The sequence below is a fragment of the Crocosphaera sp. Alani8 genome (assembly GCF_038442745.1).
GTDB lineage: Bacteria > Cyanobacteriota > Cyanobacteriia > Cyanobacteriales > Microcystaceae > Crocosphaera.
On record NZ_JARVCN010000317.1, the window covers coordinates 12,106 to 29,309 of the forward strand.

The window sequence follows — 17,204 nt, forward strand, 5'->3', positions numbered from 1 at the left end:
ATTTTTTGTTAATGGGATTTGCTCAAAGTTAATCCTGCTAACCATCCTGTAGTCCAAGCACTCTGAAAATTGAATCCTCCGGTTACTCCATCAATATCTAAAACTTCTCCAGCTAAACATAAGTTAGGACAGATTTTGCTTTCCATTGTGGAAAAATTAACTTCTTTTAATTGTACTCCTCCGCAGGTGACAAACTCATCTTTAAAAACTCCTTTACCAAGAATTTGATATTCTCCTTGAGCTAATTCTTGAGCTAACTTAATCAGTTCATTTTTAGAAACCTCAGCCCACTTTTTTTGAGAAGAAATAGCTGCATGATCTAGTAATCTTTGCCACAGTCTTTTTGGTAAAGGGAGGGGACAAAAAGAAGAAATTTGCTGACGTGAATGAGTAGATTGATTTTTTATTTCTAACAATTTTTCTTGTACTTGTTTAGGATTATCAGGAAAAAGCCAATTAATTGATAGCATCATTCGATAATTATTTTTAGCTAATACTTTTGCTCCGAATGCTGATAGCTTAAGAACCCCAAAACCGCTGATTCCCCAGTGGGTAATTAGAAGAGAGCCTGATTGTTGTGCTATTGGCTTTTTTCCTTTTTCAGATAATTTTAACCCTACGGAATTAACAGAAACTCCTTCTAGTCCTTGAAAACGAGAATCTTTAATCTTGAAAGTAAATAAAGAAGGTAGAGGCATGACTATTTTATGACCTAGGGAGTTAGCTAATTGATAACCGATGGCACTACTTCCTGTTGCTAGTAAAATGCGATCGCCTGTTAAGCTTTCCCCGTTCTTTAATTTGACTTTAAAGCGGTCATTTTGCAACTGTAAACTTACTACTTGTGACTTAACTCTAACATCAACTAGAGAAGTTTTTGCTGCTTTAATTAAACAATCAACAATGGTTTTTGAATCATTGCTTACGGGGAAAACACGACCATCTGATTCTGTTTTTAAACTGACCCCTTTTTTTTCAAACCAGTTTATGATATCCTGGGGCTGGAACCGAGCAAATGCACCTCGAAGTTCTCGACTACCTCGGGGATAATAAGTCACAAGTTCTGCCGGGTCAAAGCAATGATGAGTCACGTTGCAACGCCCTCCACCAGAGATACGAACCTTCTCTAAAACTTTGGCACTCCCTTCCAGTATTATGACACGAGTATGGGGATTATTTTCTGCACAAATGATTCCAGCGAAGAATCCAGCTGCTCCCCCACCGATAATAATAATATTTAATGGACTACTCAATGCTTAATCACCTTTTGGGACTTATAGTATTTGTCTCGTATATTTTTCATCCTTGCTAGATTTCCTCTTTAACTCCACTTTAGTACTTTTTTACTGTAAAATTGATAGTCTTTTAATTCTGTCGGGCTATTTATAACTTGCTAACATTATAGCAGTTCCCATAGTTGGAGTACGAAAAACCCTATGTATATAACCCAGGCTAAGAATAAAGAGTTTAGATTAAGATTTGTTCCGTTTAAATGCTAAAAAAAGCGGTTTCTACCTAATTATAATTGAAAACCGTTCTTTTGCTCATTTCTAGATGCCATTAAAAATAGCTGGAGAAGAAAAGTTCAGAAAAGTTCAGAAAAGTTCAGAAAAGTTCAGGGTGATAATCCTGAATAAACCTGTATTGTTTCTGCCGAAAATCTGAGGCATCTTAGACTATAAATCGATTTGAAACAATAAAGCTAAAATGTCTCATCAACTAAACCTATGTTATGTTTCTCAGAAAAAAATCAATTTATTCCGCCTTTTGTTAAGAGGAATCCCGATAACTTCTCAACTTAAAAAGCTAAATTGGCCTTACTTTATTTTGGGGAAAAAGTAGATTAGATATAATCTTTAAAATATATAAATATTTCTCCCTTTTCGAGATTAAGTTAATAAATTCAATAAATATAGATATGAAAGAGATACTAAAAAAATGCGAATACATTTGGAAAGAAACGACACAAAGATCGACTATTACTAGGAAAATTATAGAATTAGTTTGCTATTCTATTATACTTATTCTGATTATAACAAGCTATTCAGTTTTATCTCTAAAGAGTTTTAAAAGTGAGTTATTAAATAGCATTCATGCTGAAATTGTACAAATAAACCCCAACAATGATATCCCTAATGCTCTAATAGTTGAGCAACTTTTAGAACAAGATGAAAATTTTAATCATCAAGAAAATGCTTTATTTCACTCTATTGTGAATCTAAACGAAGAAAAAATAAAGTTGACTCAAAAACACGAAGAAATTTTCTTAAGAAACATCATCATATTAGCAATGACTGCAATTTTATTAAGTGTACTATTGAGTTTAAAAATAATTGTAAGAATTAGAAACAATATATTTCGCTTGTCAACAAAGATATCAGAAGTCACACAAGCAATTGTTGAAGATAAAGTCTTAATTTCAGAGGGTTTAACTATCAATTCATCTGATGAATTTACAAATTTATCTGATAAAATTATAGAGATGATTGATGTTTTGCTATTGGACATAGAAAGGAGAAAAAAATTAGAACAAGACTTAGAAAAATTAGCAACAATCGATGAATTGACTGGAGCTTTTAATCGAAAAAAATGGGAAGAGATGCTGAATATTGAAATAGAAAGGACTCATAGAAATGAGCAAAATCTATCACTTATTATTTTTGACATTGACTTTTTTAAAAGCATTAACGATACCTACGGTCATGATACTGGAGACTTAGTTTTAAGGGAGGTTGTGACAACAGTTAAAAAGGAAATAAGAACATTAGACTTTTTATGTCGTATTGGTGGAGAAGAATTTGCAATTCTTTGCCCAGACACTAATCATAACCAAGTAATTAATTTAGCCGAAAGAGTTAGGGAATCTATTGAGAACTACTATTTCAGCCAGGTTGATAAAGTAACAATTAGTCTAGGAGTTTCTCAATTTAAAACATCTGATGATAAGAGTAAATTTATCAAAAGAGCAGATTTAGCTCTCTACAAATCTAAACGAAATGGAAGAAATCAAGTTAATTCTTAAACTTAAACACTGATTGATTTTAGTACAAATATTGGCTAAAATAATATAAAGTAATTTAAGTTGAGTATTCAAATAATAATCATGGAAACGATTTTCAAACCTTTCTTAAAATGGGCAGGAGGAAGTGCGATTCGTTAGGTCGAAACCGTTATATAACGGGGGATGACCTGGACTTTTCTAACAAAAAAAGTCACAACTGTAGAGAGTTTCTAGGTTTAAGTCCTAGCATCGAGATGTTTCGATTGACTCCATCATCCCTATCAAAGAGACTGGTTGTCAAATTGGTAAAGCGGGATGAAAAGCAAGTAACAGCTAACCTATCCAGGCTAAATCCTTGCGAGGGAGGTTGAAAGGGTAAACGAAAGTGAACTGATGTTTGAAGCGTCGTCAGCCCAAGACATAGGACACGATAGGTAAAGTCCATGTCAACTATGAATGTGAAGCAGTAAATTGCCTCTTGCTGCTTAAACATCCAACTCTTACCTATAAGAGCATTCATCGGCGTATAGTCAGTACCCAACCCAACCAGAACAAACCCCTACGGAACGAAGTAACCCTGATAAAGTTCTCTTTTGAGTAGGCAACCAAGCCATAAACTTTTACTAGGGAAGGATGATGTCAGAAGCCAATGTCTTGAGTAATGTCAAGGATATGCAGACGGACATCCCTAAGTCTAGAGAGTAGAAACTTAGTAAGAAGCAAAATGACCAATACGAGTGAAATAACTACGGTGGAAATGAAATGGCTTGATGTTAACTGGAAATCAGTTAACAGAACGTTATTTCGGCTTCAGAAAAGAATCTACAAAGCGTCACAACGTGGTGACATCAAAACTGTCAGGAAACTCCAAAAGCTACTGGTAAAATCCAAATCAGCAAAACTCGCTGCGGTTAGGAAAGTTACACAGGACAATACAGGCAAGAACACTTCAGGAATAGATGGTGTAGCTAAAATAGCTCCCAGTCAAAGACTAGAGCTATCTCAAAACCTCAAACTTGATGGTAAAGCCAAACCTGTTAGAAGGATTGAAATTCCGAAGCCTGGCAAAAAGGAGAAAAGACCACTAGGCATCCCTACAATGGAAGACAGAGCAAAACAGGCTCTAGCCAAACTTGCTTTGGAACCAGAGTGGGAAGCTAAGTTTGAAGCCAATTCTTATGGCTTTAGACCTGGGAGAAGTGCCAAAGATGCTATTGCAGCAATCTATAGTGACATCAATAAAATGAGTTACTATGTTCTAGATGCCGACATAGAAAAGTGCTTTGACCAAATAAACCATAGAAGACTACTGGATAAACTCAATACCTTTCCAGGTATGCGTCGTCAAATAAAAGCATGGCTCAAATCAGGAGTTATAGAACAGGATGTCTTTTATAAAACAGAGAGTGGAACTCCTCAAGGTGGTGTAATCTCCCCTTTATTAGCTAACATAGCCTTACACGGGATGCAGGAGGCATTACACGATGCCTTCCCTAAGAAATACACCACAAAAGCAATGGCACAAATGTACGGAATCAAACCCGACATTTTATTCAGTCCCCCTCTATTTCACAGATACGCAGATGACTTTGTTATCTTACATAAAAGCAAGAAAGTGGTAGAGGAATGTCGTGAGATAATCAATGACTGGTTGAAACTTATGGGTCTAAAACTTAAAGACTCTAAGACAAGAATTGCCCATACTCTAGGTGATGGAAAAGTCCAATCAGGATTCGACTATCTAGGGTTCAATGTAAGGCAATACCCAGTTAAAGACATAAATAGCGCAACTGATAGGAGAGGTAACAAATTAGGCTTTAAAACCCTGATTAAACCATCAAAAGAGGCAATTAATCGCCACATCAGAGTCCTTAAACAAACAATCCGACAACACCGCAATGCCCCACAAGAAAAACTAATAGAGAAACTTACCCCCAAAATTAGGGGATGGAGTAACTATTATGACTCAGTGGTAAGCTCCAGAGTCTTCGGGAGAATAGACAACATCCTATTCTATCAACTCCTCAGATGGGGTTACTATCGTGCGCCCATGCAAGGGAAAAAGCACACAGTAAACAAATACTGGGGAGTAGATAAAGGTCTAGGATGGATATTCATCACACCAGATGGAAAACAACTCAGAAGACACAAAGACACCCCCATTAAACGAGTTGTCAGACTCAAAGGGCAAAAATCACTCTATGACGGTGATTGGGTGTACTGGACACAACGACTCTCTAAATATACAACAGTAAAAACAGAGGTCACAGTGCTGATGAAAAAGCAAAAGGGCCAGTGTACCTTGTGCAATCAATACTTTACCAGTGAAGATAACTTGGAGATAGATCATATAATCCCCCAGGTTTTAGGAGGGAAAAACAATATGGCTAACAAACAACTCCTGCACAACTATTGCCACCACAAGAAAACTGCCAGCGATGGTAGCCGTGAACGCAATCAAACTAGCTAGGAGGAGCCGAATGAAGGGGAACCTTCACGTTCGGTTCTGAATGAGAGTTTGGGATAGTGATATCCCATTCGACTCTAACAAAGACAATTACTTCCTGAAATAAAAAAACATATTCCAAGAAAATATAATAGATATTATGAAGTATTTATTGGAGGTGGAGCAGTCTTATTTTCTATTCAACCTAACCATGGAACTATTAATGACAGTAATGGGGAGCTAATTAATTGTTATCAAGTGATTAGAGACAATCCTGATCAATTAATTGCTGAACTTAAAAAACATAAGAATGAATCAGATTATTTTTATAAAATAAGAGAACTAGACAGAAAAATTAATCAATATAAAAAACTTTCTAACGTTGAGAAAGCTGCCAGAATCATCTACTTAAATAAAACCTGTTATAACGGACTTTTCCGAGTTAATTCCAAAGGACAATTTAACGTGCCTTTTGGAAAATATAAAAATCCAGACATAGTAAATGAAAATGTTATCAAAGCAGTTAGCGAATACTTAAGAGATAATGACATAAAAATTCTGAATCAAGACTTTTCAGAACCTCTAAGTTCAGCAAAAAAAGGGGATTTTATCTATCTAGATCCTCCTTATGATCCAATATCTGATACAGCATCTTTTACCAGTTATGATGTCAATGGATTTAATAGGGAAGAACAGAAAAGACTTAAAGAAGTTATAGATAAACTTCATCAAAAAGGCTGTAAAGTTTTACTTAGCAATTCCTACACTGATTTTATTTGTGATTTGTACAGCGATAATTATTACAGAAAGATACAAATTTCTGCTATTAGATCCATCAATTCCCAAGGTAACAAAAGAGGAAAAGTTGCTGAAATTTTGGTAAAGAACTATGATTAATAACTCTTAGTATAAATTATTTAAAGAGTATTCTAGATTTGCCTTAGCAACTAAGATAGAATCAGCGCACTGTTATGCTACTGTTCAAAACATATCCGTTGAGCATTTCAGAGATTAAATTCATCCTCATTTATTTCCTCCTCAATAATAGTTAACAATGTTGGTTGAGTTTGTGTTAGCTTCGCAGAAACTCCTAGGGGTTTTTCCTCCAATAAGTCTTTTATGTATCCTGGTTGGTGTATTTGGGCTTCTCTTGCACTATTAAAAGGTCCAAAATAATAGGTGCATTGAGGTTTTTGGGTTTGAATCTCTATCCACCAAGGTTTTTTCTTAAGGGAATCATTAAATACCTCAAATTCCTCAACCAATCGTTGTTTTAATAATCTATTAGAAATTTTCATTCAGATTTTTTTCAATAACTAAAGAAATATTGCAATATTTTTAGCCTAATTTCCAGTGTCTTTATGCTAAAAATACAAAATACTATGTATTTTTTACATTATATTTCCCTGCTCCCTACTAAAGTTGAAGATATCACTCCGAACTAATGAGCTTTTTTTACTTTATTTGCGATCGCAGTTTGGTTTAAATAACACGCTTTCCATTACTATCAATAATCAATTCTCCATCTTCCTTAGCAAACTGTTGCGATGGCCATTGTTCTAAAAGCTCCAAAACAGCTTCACTTGGACGACAAAGTTTAATCCCTTTTTTAGTGCAAACGATGGGACGGTTAACGAGAATAGGGTACTTTAGCATAGCCTCAAAGATAACGTCATCCTTGACATTTGGCTCTAATAAACCCAATTCAGCCGCAGGGGATTTAGTTTGACGTAAAGCAGTTGAAGGGGTCAAATCAGCAGCGGCAAACAGAGCTAATAATTGAGGTTTTGTCCAACCCTCTTTTAAGTATTCGATGACAATCGGGTTGTAACCGGCTGCTTCTATTAGTCTGAGAACGTTCCGAGATGTTCCACAGTCAGGATTATGGTGAATCACAATCATGCCGAAATTTGTTCTAGAAATCTTCGTTATCAGTGTAGCGATAAATTGCACTAGATTTCATCCCATCTGTTTTAAGACAAAACAATCTTTGACCATCCCTGCTCGTTCTGAACAAACAGTTACAGACAAGGTTGTTTCTCTGGGACTTTTCACCACCCATTCCAGATGACGACGGTAATCTGTTCCTTTCGCTAACCAGCTTAATGCTTTATTAGAACGCCCTTCTAAATGGTCAATTTCCTGTTCTAAGTTTCCACTAATTAAACTTACTCCATCAGGTAAAGATAAAACCACTTCAATTGGTCTAACTGCTTTACGTTCTAAGGCTTTTTTACTGGTATAAGTGGGCAAAAATCCCTGATTTTCTACCTCTAGAACAAGACGATAAATTTCCCCTCCAAGATAAGTTACATCCGTGCGAGAAATAGCTAAACGGGGACACATTAAAGCAAGTTTAATGGCAAAGTCACACTGTTTTTTGCACAAGTCTGGTAAATATTTCATAGGAGCATTTTGCCAAACTTTTTTATAATCCCAGCCACCAATTTCTAGTTTTCCCAATTGAGGATGCTCAAAAGTCTGCCAGGAAATAAACCCTTTTCCTTGTAGGTTTTCATCATTCCATTGTAATAATTTCAACTCATCTTCAGGAGGATGCCAACGATTCCATTCTACATAATGATCTTTTTTAATACCCGCTTCTGTGGCTGCATCCCACAACTCAATAGTGAAGCCAAACCAGCCAAAATGATCGTAACCATAGTCATCCATTACCCCATAAGTTACTTCTTTGGGATGGTAACGAAAATCATGATAAACAGAAACACATTCATAACCAGTAATTGTCTTCCCTTTCTCCCCTAAAAGTTTATAAATTTCTAAATCTTCTACTGGGAAATCTTCGTCAGGATAGGTGCTGTAAGGACGGAGAATTACAGCCGAATAGGTATGATAACTAATAAATCCGTTAATGTTGCGATTTTTATGCCAAAATTCTGCTTCAGCGCGGGTTTCCGGCTCCGAAAAAGGAAAATCACCTGCTCCCTTTTGGGTTGCTTCTGGGGCCCAAAGATGGGGATAGTTGCGATTAAAGTCCATTCCTTCTACGGGACGAGCTAATTTAACAGAGTAACCGTCATAATTGCGTATTTCCCCTTCAGGTAAGATAGTATAGTATTCCCCTCCAAATTCTTCTGGTTCACGACGTACCATCAAGCGAGAATCTTTTTCTGAGATTTTCCAGGCTCCACATTTATCTTTAATTCTCATCTCTAAAATTAAACCATCACCATTAACATCTTGGCGATGGAGTCCGTCTTGTTCATCGTCGTAGGGATAAGGACGAATACTGGAGCGCAAACGATGGGGAGTGGTTAAGTATTTTTCGGCTCCATCAACAGCTAACCTTGGCAACACATAGACGGTGTAATTATCCAATAAACGAGTGAGTTTTTCATCTTGTCCGTACCCATTGCATATATGATACATAATATAGCTGGCAACAGCTGACCCTGTAACCTCTCCAGCATGGGTGTTACCATCAATCCAATAACCAGGTTTTTCCAGATAATTTCCGGTGTTTTTGTTGGTGAGGATAGCTAACCAAATATCTCGTTTGGCGTAACTAACACCAATAGCTTTTAATTCCACTATTTGAGAATAATTTGAAGCTATCTGATGAAGATAATCCACCAGTTCCTGATAGGTATAATAATGACTAAAATCAAAAGAATTCATGAGTGATTGTGATGAGATTCTACCCAACTATACTACAGATAATGTTCAACAATTGAATTTTTTTATATGACTAATTACTTATAGCAGTTCCCATACTTGTGAGGTACAGAAGTTATCTCTTTGAGGCAGAAGGCAGGGGGCAGGAGGCAGAAGTTAGGTGTACCTCATGAGTCCGAGAAACGCTATGTAAGTTTCTCTTGTAATCTCTAGGTCGATGATAATAAATGCTTAAGGAGTTAACCAGTCTTCTGGTTCTTCATTTACCCAAGGATAAACATGATAGAATTTCCTTCGGGAATTTTAACTAAATCTAATTCAATCATCTTTATTTTTTGTATTTACATTAAATACTAATTATATTTTAAATCAGAAAAAGCTAGTTATTGGCGACATGATTACACTTTGGTAGTGTTATTAATGACGAGTCTTTATCTATATAAAAATCAATCAAAATTTTGGAGGTAACAACTATGAAAGCTGTAGGTTTAACTAAATATTTACCCATAGAAGACGAAAACAGTCTTTTAGATGTTGAAATTCCTAAACCCACAGCTAAAGGCAAGGATTTACTGGTGAAGGTTAAAGCAATTTCTGTTAACCCAGTAGATACCAAAGTTCGCGCACCTAAAGACAAGGTGGAATCAGAACCTCGTATTCTTGGTTGGGACGCAGCCGGTGTGGTTGCAGAAGTGGGAGAAGATGTAACAGAATTTCAGCCTGGGGACGAGGTAATTTATGCAGGGGACATTACTCGTTCTGGTAGCTACAGTGAATTTCAGTTAGTGGATGCGCGCATTGTTGGTCACAAACCAAAAAACTTAGACTTTCCTCATGCAGCGGCTTTTCCTCTCACTTCTATAACCGCTTGGGAAGCTCTGTTTGAAAGACTAAACATAGATAAACAAGGAGCAGATGCAGGTAAATCCATTTTAATTGTTAATGGTGCTGGAGGAGTTGGTTCTATTGCGATTCAACTAGCCAAAAAGTTAGCTAAACTTAATGTTATTGCTACTGCCTCTCGTTCAGAAACTATTGCTTGGTGTGAAAAACTCGGTGCTGATGCAGTGGTAAATCATCGCAATAATTTAGCGCAAGAAATCGAGAAAATTGGTTATCAGAATGTGGATTATATTCTTTGTTTGAGCAATACCGACGTTCACTGGCAAGCTATGACTAGGGCCATTAAACCCCAAGGCACCATCTGTTCTATTGTAGAAAACGAACATCCACTCAATATGGATACCTTGAAAAGCAAGAGTGCGGCCTTTGTTTGGGAATTTATGTTTACTCGTTCGATGTATCAAACCGCAGATATAGCAGAGCAAGGTAGTTTATTAAATCACTTGAGTCAACTAATTGAAGATGGTCTAATTATGACCACTTGCAAGGATGTGATTAAACCTATTAATGCCCAAAATTTACGAGATGCTCATCAACGTCTCGAACAAGGAAAAACTATTGGTAAAATTGCCTTAGCTGACTGGAATTAATCTTTAAAAGCTCAGAAAAAAGGTTGCGCTTTTGCGATAATAGACATATATACTTACATTATCCGATTTAGATGCCCCCTTTTATAATTGATAGCCTAAAAGCTGGAAATCCTCGAAGGTGCGCTTAAAGATGCGGGTGGCTACCGCCGCGTCTTCGACGGTGAGAATCCGCTTATCCGCTTGGATTACACCTCTGCCTCCTGCCTTCTGCCTCTTCCAAAAGATAAGATGGGTTTGAGAAGAGGATTTGGTATTACCTTCAGATTCCCAACGTCTTAGGGTTGATACGCTTACGCCTTTCAGTTTAGCTAATTCTGATCTAGTTAACTTACTCATAAAATGATGCTGGCACAATTTATTAGTAAATTTAGATAAGATTAGTTATATTTTTGACTTCTGTTATCAACCCTCAAAGTAATCGAATTAGGTGCCACAACCGCATCCATCATAGGAGCAACCTCCACAGTTGGGCTGTTCATTGGCACAGGTATCACAACAGTAATATTGTCCATTTTTTGAGACAGCATCACTGACATTAACAATACAGAGGCAAGAAGGGCAAGCGCACTTCATTTGAGTCATAGTAGCTGTAGTCATGATTAACCTTCCTTCATTCGTTCATTCAAATTCATATTAGAATGTTAGCATAAATTATTTAAACATTCAAGTGAACGTCATAATGTTTGTAAAACAAAAAATAGGCAACCTGAGTTCGGTGTTAGGAGTTCGGAGGGCTGCTTCGCAGGGGAGTTAAATTTTTCTTGACGAGATAATAGGTGTTTAAGACTCCTGAAGCTGAGAGATTTTCTATGAATTCTCTTATATCGAACTCAGGTTGGCAAGGTACCAATTTAGTAAGCAATAGTACACTAGTTTGCTTTTGTTTCTGTATTGGAGAATTTTAAGATTGTACAGACAAACAATGCTCGATCTGTTGATACAATTTATCCTTATCCAAATTTTGTCCAATCAAAACTAATTGATTTTTAGGTGTCCCTTTCCATTGATCCTCTTCTAAACTAAACCGCTTACCACTGAGATGAAAAATGTGGCGATCGCTAACTTCATCGAACCACAAAATACCTTTAGCGCGAAAAACATTAGAGGGGAGTTGGTTATCTAGAAAATATTGAAATTTCCGAATAGAAAAAGGTTTATCGCTTTCAAAAGAAATGGAGGTAAAACCATCATTTTCTAGATGATGGGAATGGTGATCATGATGATGGTGATCGTGGTGATCATGGTGATCATGGTGATGGTGATTATGATCGTGATGATCGTGGTGATCATGGTGATGTTCAACTTCTTGATGATCAAAATATTTATCAGATTCAAATAATCCCACACTCAGAATTAAAGGTAAGGAAACTTGAGATTTTTTCGTGCGCAAAATTCTGGCAGAATTTTTAATATCTCTAATCCTATTTTCTAAAGAATCAACCTTTTCTTTATCTACTAAATCAGTCTTATTTAAAACAATAATATCTGCATAATTAATCTGACTATGGGCTGCTTCAGACTTGAATAAGTCTAGACTAAAATTACAACAATCTACCATAGTGACAATAGAGTCTAGACGAGTTGTCTCTCTTAAGTCTGTTCCCAAAAATGTTAAGGCAACTGGTAGCGGATCAGCTAATCCTGTGGTTTCAACAATCAGATAATCTACTTTCTCAGGACGATTTAAAACTTTATGAACTGCTTCGACCAAATCTTCATTGATTGTGCAACAAACACAGCCATTGTTGAGTTCGACTATGTTATCTTCAGTGCTGATAATTAACTCATTATCGATGCCAATTTCTCCAAACTCGTTCACTAAAACTGCTGTTTTTACTCCTTCTTGATTAGTTAAGATATGGTTAAGCAGTGTTGTTTTTCCACTTCCCAGAAACCCGGTAATAACTGTTACAGGTAAGCCCTGTTTGCCTCCATCCATTGTGTCATTGTTTCCTGACTTTTTATCCACTGTTTGCATAATTTTTCCTCTAGTCAACTTGTGGGCAAGAAAACAACCAAAAGGTAAATTTACTCTATCGGTTGATATAGATTCTCTTTGTATGTTAGCTTATTAACTGCTAAAGTGATAATGATTATCATTGTTGTCATAAAAGCATCTGGAGGTTGTCTGCTGTTGACCTCATTCTTCGGTATATTTTTACTATAATAAAAATAATGTCAAGCCGTCTTTTAAGGGCGGAGTTTATTTCCCAAAATTTTTGATGAATACTAAGAATCCCAAATTTGATGTTGTAATTGTCGGGGCCGGTCCAGCTGGAATTGGCTGTGGGGTGGTTTTACAAGATTTAGGAATTGAAAACTTTGTTATTCTAGAACGGCATCAGGTGGGAGCTTCTTTTAGTCGTTGGCCCGAAGAAATGCGCTTGATTACGCCATCATTTCCCAGTCACGGGTTTGGATTATTAGATCTCAACGCAGTGGTTTTGAATACCTCTCCTGCCCTCAGATTTAGACGGGAACATCTTTCAGGGAAAGAGTATGCTTTCTATTTAGAGACTGTGGCGGAGCATTTTGAACTTCCCGTAAAAACAGAGACTAATGTAGAAACAATTAAAGCCTTACCTCAATGCAAGGGGTTTGTTATTCAAACCAATAGAGGTGAGTTGCGATCGCAGTTTGTAATTTGGGCAGCAGGAGAATTTCAATATCCCCATTCAAATCCCTTTCCAGGTGCAGATTTATGTATTCATAATTCTCAACTACGTTCTTGGTCCGAGGTTCAAGGGGAAGAATTGGTGGTTATCGGGGGTTATGAAAGCGGTGTAGATGCAGCCTCAAATTTGGCAGCATTAGGGAAAAAAGTAAAGTTGATAGACCGCAACAGTAGCTGGTCAAACTCAGATCCAGACCCCAGTATTTCCTTGTCTCCTTATAGCATAATGCGTCTAGAAATAGCTTATTCTATGGGTCTAGTGGAGCTAATTGGGGAAAAGGAGATCGAAGAAGTCAGGGCTGTAAAAAATGGATATGTGGTAGAGAGTGAGTATGAGAAGTGGTTTAGTTCTACACCACCGATTCTCTGTACAGGATTTGACACCAGTTTAAAACATATCGCTCCTATGTTTGATTGGTCAAATGGATATGCAGCCCTGACTGAAGAAGATGAGTCTACCATAACTCCAGGATTATTTGTGGTAGGACCTTCGGTACGTCACGGCAATTTAATTTTTTGTTTCATTTACAAATTTCGACAGCGATTTGCTGTGGTAGTTAATGCGATCGCTGAACGTTTGGAAATCGACACCACTCCCTTGGAAGTATATCGTCGAGAAGGTTTGTTTTTAGAGGACCTTTCTTGCTGCGATAACGATTGTGTTTGTTAAAAATTGAACTACCCCAACGCAGGGCGATCAGGCAAAGCCTGTGCTTTGCAGGGGGATTCTTTACACGATAAAGTAATGAATATTTTTACACCCTCAAAAATAGAGCAGGATTTTGTTGTTGTCATTGGCAAAGAAAATACAGGCAAGTCCCAACTAATTGCCTCTCTGACGGGGAAGTCTGCATATAGTGACAATTTTCGTGGCTCTACAATAGCTTGCGAAACCTATGAATCTGAAGCCTATACTTTTATTGATACCCCTGGAATTCTTTATCGTTCCGACACCGTAACTACTAGGCAAGCTTTGAGACAGTTGCAAGAGAGTGACACTGTGCTATTAGTAGTCAAGGCAACTGAGGTAGATCGAGATTTGGCAGATTTATTACCCTTGGTAGCAGATAAACGGGGTATGGTGGTGATTACTTTTTGGGATAAACTCTCCACCACCACCTACAATCAACAAGTGGTTCGAGAGTGGAGCCAAACCTCTAACCTGAGCATTGTAACTGTAGATGCTCGCTACCTGACAGCAAAACAGCGAGACTTTATTGTAGAGGCTCTACGACAACCTCATCCCTTCCCCCCACAATGGATTCCTCAAAGGGCCGGTTGGCACATTCAACCGCAACCGACGCTGTTAGAACATCCGAAACTGGGCTGGTTAGTAGCGATCGCCTTATTACTGATTCCTGCCATAATTGCTGTTTGGGGGGCTAACTCCTTTGCAACTTTAGTAGATCCTGTAATGCAAGGTGCAATCGCTTCAATTATTGAACCTTTATCCCAACTCCCGATCTGGTTAAGAGAGATACTCATAGGGCAGTATGGACTGGTAACTATGGGGCCGTTGCTGTTTATTTGGGCAATGCCAACGGTAGTTCTTTATGCCTTATTCTTGGGCGCGTATAAAGCGAGTGGTTTGGTAGAACGGATTACGATTACCCTCGATCCTTTACTGCGTCCGTTAGGGTTATCGGGAAGGGATTTAGTGCGAGTAATTATGGGATTTGGCTGTAATGTTCCTGCAGTAATTAACACTCGTGGTTGTTCTAGTTGTTCTAGAGGAACTTGTATTTCAGCGATCGCTTTTGGTTCGGCTTGTTCTTATCAGTTTGGCGCAACTTTAGGGGTGTTTAGTGCTGCAAAGTTAACTTATTTGGTGATTCCTTACTTACTTTACCTAACAGCAACTACTCTAATATATACTTGCATCATTTCTTCTTCTACAGCAAAATCGCCTCAAAATTCCCTGGTAATTGAAGGAAGAGCATTTTTAGAATTTCCCCGTTGGTCGGTTATTTGGCGCGAAGCTAAGGCAACCATTAAGCAATTTTTGTTCAATGCGATTCCCATCTTTTTAATTATTACGATTATTGCTTCTGTGTTGAATTGGTTAGGAGTGATTGCAACTTTAGCCAATATTATCAATCCTTTCATGGGATGGTTTAATCTACCCCCTGAAGCCTCATTGCCCATTGTTTTAGCTTCTATTCGCAAAGACGGATTGTTGCTGTTTGCCGAACCAGAAACCTTGGCTATGTTGACCCCATTGCAAGTGTTGACTGGGGTTTATCTGGCAGGAGTATTACTACCTTGTTTAGTTACTCTGTTAACCATTATGCAGGAAAAATCTTCTCGATTTGCCTTATTGCTATTAGGAAAACAGGCGATCGCTGCGATGTTTTTTTCTTTATTTCTTGCTTGGGGTGGACTATTAATTAGCTAAAGTAAATTTTTTTATATGATATAAACAAGTGCGATTGCTTTAAGGAATAGCTTTTGAAAGTTAGGTTGAACGCTATTTTAATTAATGATTGAATTCGATTACTACATCAGTTTTCGACTTAGTCTTGTACAAGAAGTTAATGCTTGAGGCAGGAGGCAGAAGGCAGGAGGCAGGTGTAAAATGTACTTTAATAACTCGCAAAGTGCTGTAAATAAGCAATGAACTTAGTTTATAATATTTTAAGTGAATTAATCTCTTGAAGGTACAAGGGGTCATTAATCCTTTTGGTAACTCTATCTCGCAATTCAATTCTAGCTGAAGAATTTAAGTTAGTATTATTTAAAATGTCAATGACAATTAAAAATTTAGTTAACGGATAAACTTTTACTGTTCCTGTTCCATGCTCTAAATAGCAATTAATATTACTGGATATTGGAGAAGTGTTTCTTATGAGATCCAAATTATTAATAATTCTTAAAGAATCAATTCTTCCGGAATCCGTAAATACTTTTTTTAGATAATCTACTTTGCTGTCTCTGATTTTAGGTAATATAGCTGCAACTTGTCTCGATAAAAATCTAGAATGTTGCCACGTAGAAACATGATTGTCAATAAAATTAGATAATTCTTCGCTAGAACTGTATTTTGCTAATAACCATAGACTTGCACTAAAATTGGCTAAAGATCTATTTGCTGTATTGAAAGCTAAATTGACAAAATTATTTCTTCTTATCTTTCCAGCCTTTATTTTCCAATCTACAAAAACTTTAGCGACGGCAAAGATAGAACTATCGTCTGAACAATGATCGCTTTCAAAAAAATTCACTAAGTGATTATATCTTGTTTGATTAAAACCCAAATTACTGTAATAGCGATAAATATTATTTCTCAAATCTGGGCTATTGTTTAGCAAAAGTGGAACATATTTTTCTAAAAACCTGTCTTGTGTTTTGCTACAAGTAGTAAAATATCGCGCATACACTTTTTCCCAACGACCAAATTTATCTTTTTTGAGAAACTTTTTAAATCTCGATCTTATCTTCTTTTTCTCATCTTCAATACTTTTATTTAATTTTACTGGCTTATCTAATCTTTTATTAATTATAGTTAAATAGCGATTTTCATCAGGTAAAAAGTATTTTCTTGCATCTTCAGAAGACAAAATTTTAGTTTTACCCATATTTAAACGAAGTCCTCTGGTTAAAAGGATTTCATCTAGTCCTCTCAAAATTCTTTTTCCTTCTTCAATGGTATTTACGCCAAAATCAATATCGTCCATCCATCGTACAAAATTACCAGCAGTCTTCTTATCTAAAAATTCATCTATCTCAAACAAAAAAGCAAAAGCTAACAACCGAGGTGCATCAAAATCAACTTGAGGCAAACCAAATCCATTCAACGGTAAATAATCAGGTCTCCACACAAAAGCTTCTAGCAAAAAAAACAAGAAGTCTAGCAAGCATTCATCAAAATTACCATAACTTGATACGGTATTTCTTAAATGTACCGAAGCTTCTCAAAAAGTCTGGGGGGACTCGCCGAAAGTTAGGGGACAAAGA

The 17,204-nt window shown here is 36.9% G+C and carries 12 protein-coding genes and 2 pseudogenes; 6 read left to right on the top strand and 8 right to left on the bottom strand.

The window, feature by feature from the left end; genetic code table 11:
• Positions 1-8 precede the first annotated feature (8 nt).
• Entirely contained in the window at positions 9-1,253 is a 1,245-nt protein-coding gene (locus P9B04_RS16815; RefSeq protein WP_342056133.1) for an NAD(P)/FAD-dependent oxidoreductase, read from the bottom strand.
• Positions 1,254-1,918: 665 nt separating this feature from the next.
• Between P9B04_RS16815 and P9B04_RS16820 the strand changes: the two genes are divergently transcribed.
• The 3 genes and pseudogenes from P9B04_RS16820 to P9B04_RS16830 form a co-directional block, all read left to right on the top strand.
• The gene (locus P9B04_RS16820) at positions 1,919-3,022 is read left to right on the top strand and encodes a GGDEF domain-containing protein (RefSeq protein ID WP_342056134.1); all 1,104 of its coding nucleotides are present in this window, start codon (positions 1,919-1,921) and stop codon (positions 3,020-3,022) included.
• Between the two features lie 703 nt (positions 3,023-3,725).
• A complete protein-coding gene (gene ltrA / locus P9B04_RS16825; protein ID WP_342056135.1) occupies positions 3,726-5,471 on the top strand; it encodes a group II intron reverse transcriptase/maturase in 1,746 nt (581 codons plus the stop codon).
• A gap of 93 nt (positions 5,472-5,564) precedes the next feature.
• Positions 5,565-6,344, top strand: a pseudogene (locus tag P9B04_RS16830) (DNA adenine methylase); the annotation flags it as partial.
• A gap of 107 nt (positions 6,345-6,451) precedes the next feature.
• Here the strand turns inward: P9B04_RS16830 and P9B04_RS16835 are convergent.
• From P9B04_RS16835 to P9B04_RS16845, 3 genes are all read right to left on the bottom strand, one after another.
• Positions 6,452-6,745 carry a DUF1816 domain-containing protein gene (locus P9B04_RS16835; protein WP_342056136.1) on the bottom strand — a complete coding sequence of 98 codons (294 nt, stop codon included), beginning with the start codon at positions 6,743-6,745 and terminating at the stop codon, positions 6,452-6,454.
• A gap of 184 nt (positions 6,746-6,929) precedes the next feature.
• Positions 6,930-7,349, bottom strand: a complete 420-nt coding sequence (locus P9B04_RS16840) for an arsenate reductase family protein (RefSeq protein WP_342056137.1) — start codon at positions 7,347-7,349, stop codon at positions 6,930-6,932.
• Positions 7,350-7,406: 57 nt separating this feature from the next.
• On the bottom strand, positions 7,407-9,086 hold the full coding sequence (locus P9B04_RS16845; protein WP_342056138.1) for a M14 family metallopeptidase: 1,680 nt from the start codon (positions 9,084-9,086) through the stop codon (positions 7,407-7,409).
• A 470-nt stretch (positions 9,087-9,556) separates the two neighbouring features.
• Between P9B04_RS16845 and P9B04_RS16850 the strand changes: the two genes are divergently transcribed.
• Complete coding sequence (locus P9B04_RS16850) at positions 9,557-10,576, top strand: zinc-binding alcohol dehydrogenase family protein (protein WP_342056139.1); 1,020 nt, start codon at positions 9,557-9,559, stop codon at positions 10,574-10,576.
• Between the two features lie 255 nt (positions 10,577-10,831).
• Here the strand turns inward: P9B04_RS16850 and P9B04_RS25215 are convergent.
• From P9B04_RS25215 to P9B04_RS16865, 3 genes and pseudogenes are all read right to left on the bottom strand, one after another.
• Positions 10,832-10,912: pseudogene (locus P9B04_RS25215) on the bottom strand (MerR family DNA-binding transcriptional regulator); the annotation flags it as partial.
• Between the two features lie 87 nt (positions 10,913-10,999).
• Positions 11,000-11,173, bottom strand: coding sequence for a metallothionein (locus P9B04_RS16860; protein WP_342056141.1), 174 nt, complete (start codon positions 11,171-11,173; stop codon positions 11,000-11,002).
• A 304-nt stretch (positions 11,174-11,477) separates the two neighbouring features.
• Entirely contained in the window at positions 11,478-12,554 is a 1,077-nt protein-coding gene (locus P9B04_RS16865; protein ID WP_342056142.1) for a CobW family GTP-binding protein, read from the bottom strand.
• A 244-nt stretch (positions 12,555-12,798) separates the two neighbouring features.
• Between P9B04_RS16865 and P9B04_RS16870 the strand changes: the two genes are divergently transcribed.
• Positions 12,799-13,920: an NAD(P)/FAD-dependent oxidoreductase gene (locus P9B04_RS16870; RefSeq protein ID WP_342056143.1), complete on the top strand. Its 1,122-nt coding sequence runs from the start codon at positions 12,799-12,801 to the stop codon at positions 13,918-13,920.
• Between the two features lie 3 nt (positions 13,921-13,923).
• Positions 13,924-15,645, top strand: a complete 1,722-nt coding sequence (locus tag P9B04_RS16875) for a nucleoside recognition domain-containing protein (protein ID WP_342056144.1) — start codon at positions 13,924-13,926, stop codon at positions 15,643-15,645.
• A 229-nt stretch (positions 15,646-15,874) separates the two neighbouring features.
• Here the strand turns inward: P9B04_RS16875 and P9B04_RS16880 are convergent, their stop codons facing one another.
• The gene (locus tag P9B04_RS16880) at positions 15,875-17,083 is read right to left on the bottom strand and encodes an RNA-directed DNA polymerase (RefSeq protein ID WP_342056145.1); all 1,209 of its coding nucleotides are present in this window, start codon (positions 17,081-17,083) and stop codon (positions 15,875-15,877) included.
• Positions 17,084-17,204: the final 121 nt, after the last annotated feature.

Coding starts and splice junctions, on each gene's coding strand:
- P9B04_RS16870 (WP_342056143.1), top strand. CDS start 12,799: ATGAATACTAAGAATCCCAAATTTGATGTTGTAATTGTCGGGGCCGGT.
- P9B04_RS16850 (WP_342056139.1), top strand. CDS start 9,557: ATGAAAGCTGTAGGTTTAACTAAATATTTACCCATAGAAGACGAAAAC.
- P9B04_RS16840 (WP_342056137.1), bottom strand. CDS start 7,349: ATGATTGTGATTCACCATAATCCTGACTGTGGAACATCTCGGAACGTT.
- P9B04_RS16865 (WP_342056142.1), bottom strand. CDS start 12,554: ATGCAAACAGTGGATAAAAAGTCAGGAAACAATGACACAATGGATGGA.
- P9B04_RS16860 (WP_342056141.1), bottom strand. CDS start 11,173: ATGACTACAGCTACTATGACTCAAATGAAGTGCGCTTGCCCTTCTTGC.
- ltrA (WP_342056135.1), top strand. CDS start 3,726: ATGACCAATACGAGTGAAATAACTACGGTGGAAATGAAATGGCTTGAT.
- P9B04_RS16820 (WP_342056134.1), top strand. CDS start 1,919: ATGAAAGAGATACTAAAAAAATGCGAATACATTTGGAAAGAAACGACA.
- P9B04_RS16845 (WP_342056138.1), bottom strand. CDS start 9,086: ATGAATTCTTTTGATTTTAGTCATTATTATACCTATCAGGAACTGGTG.
- P9B04_RS16835 (WP_342056136.1), bottom strand. CDS start 6,745: ATGAAAATTTCTAATAGATTATTAAAACAACGATTGGTTGAGGAATTT.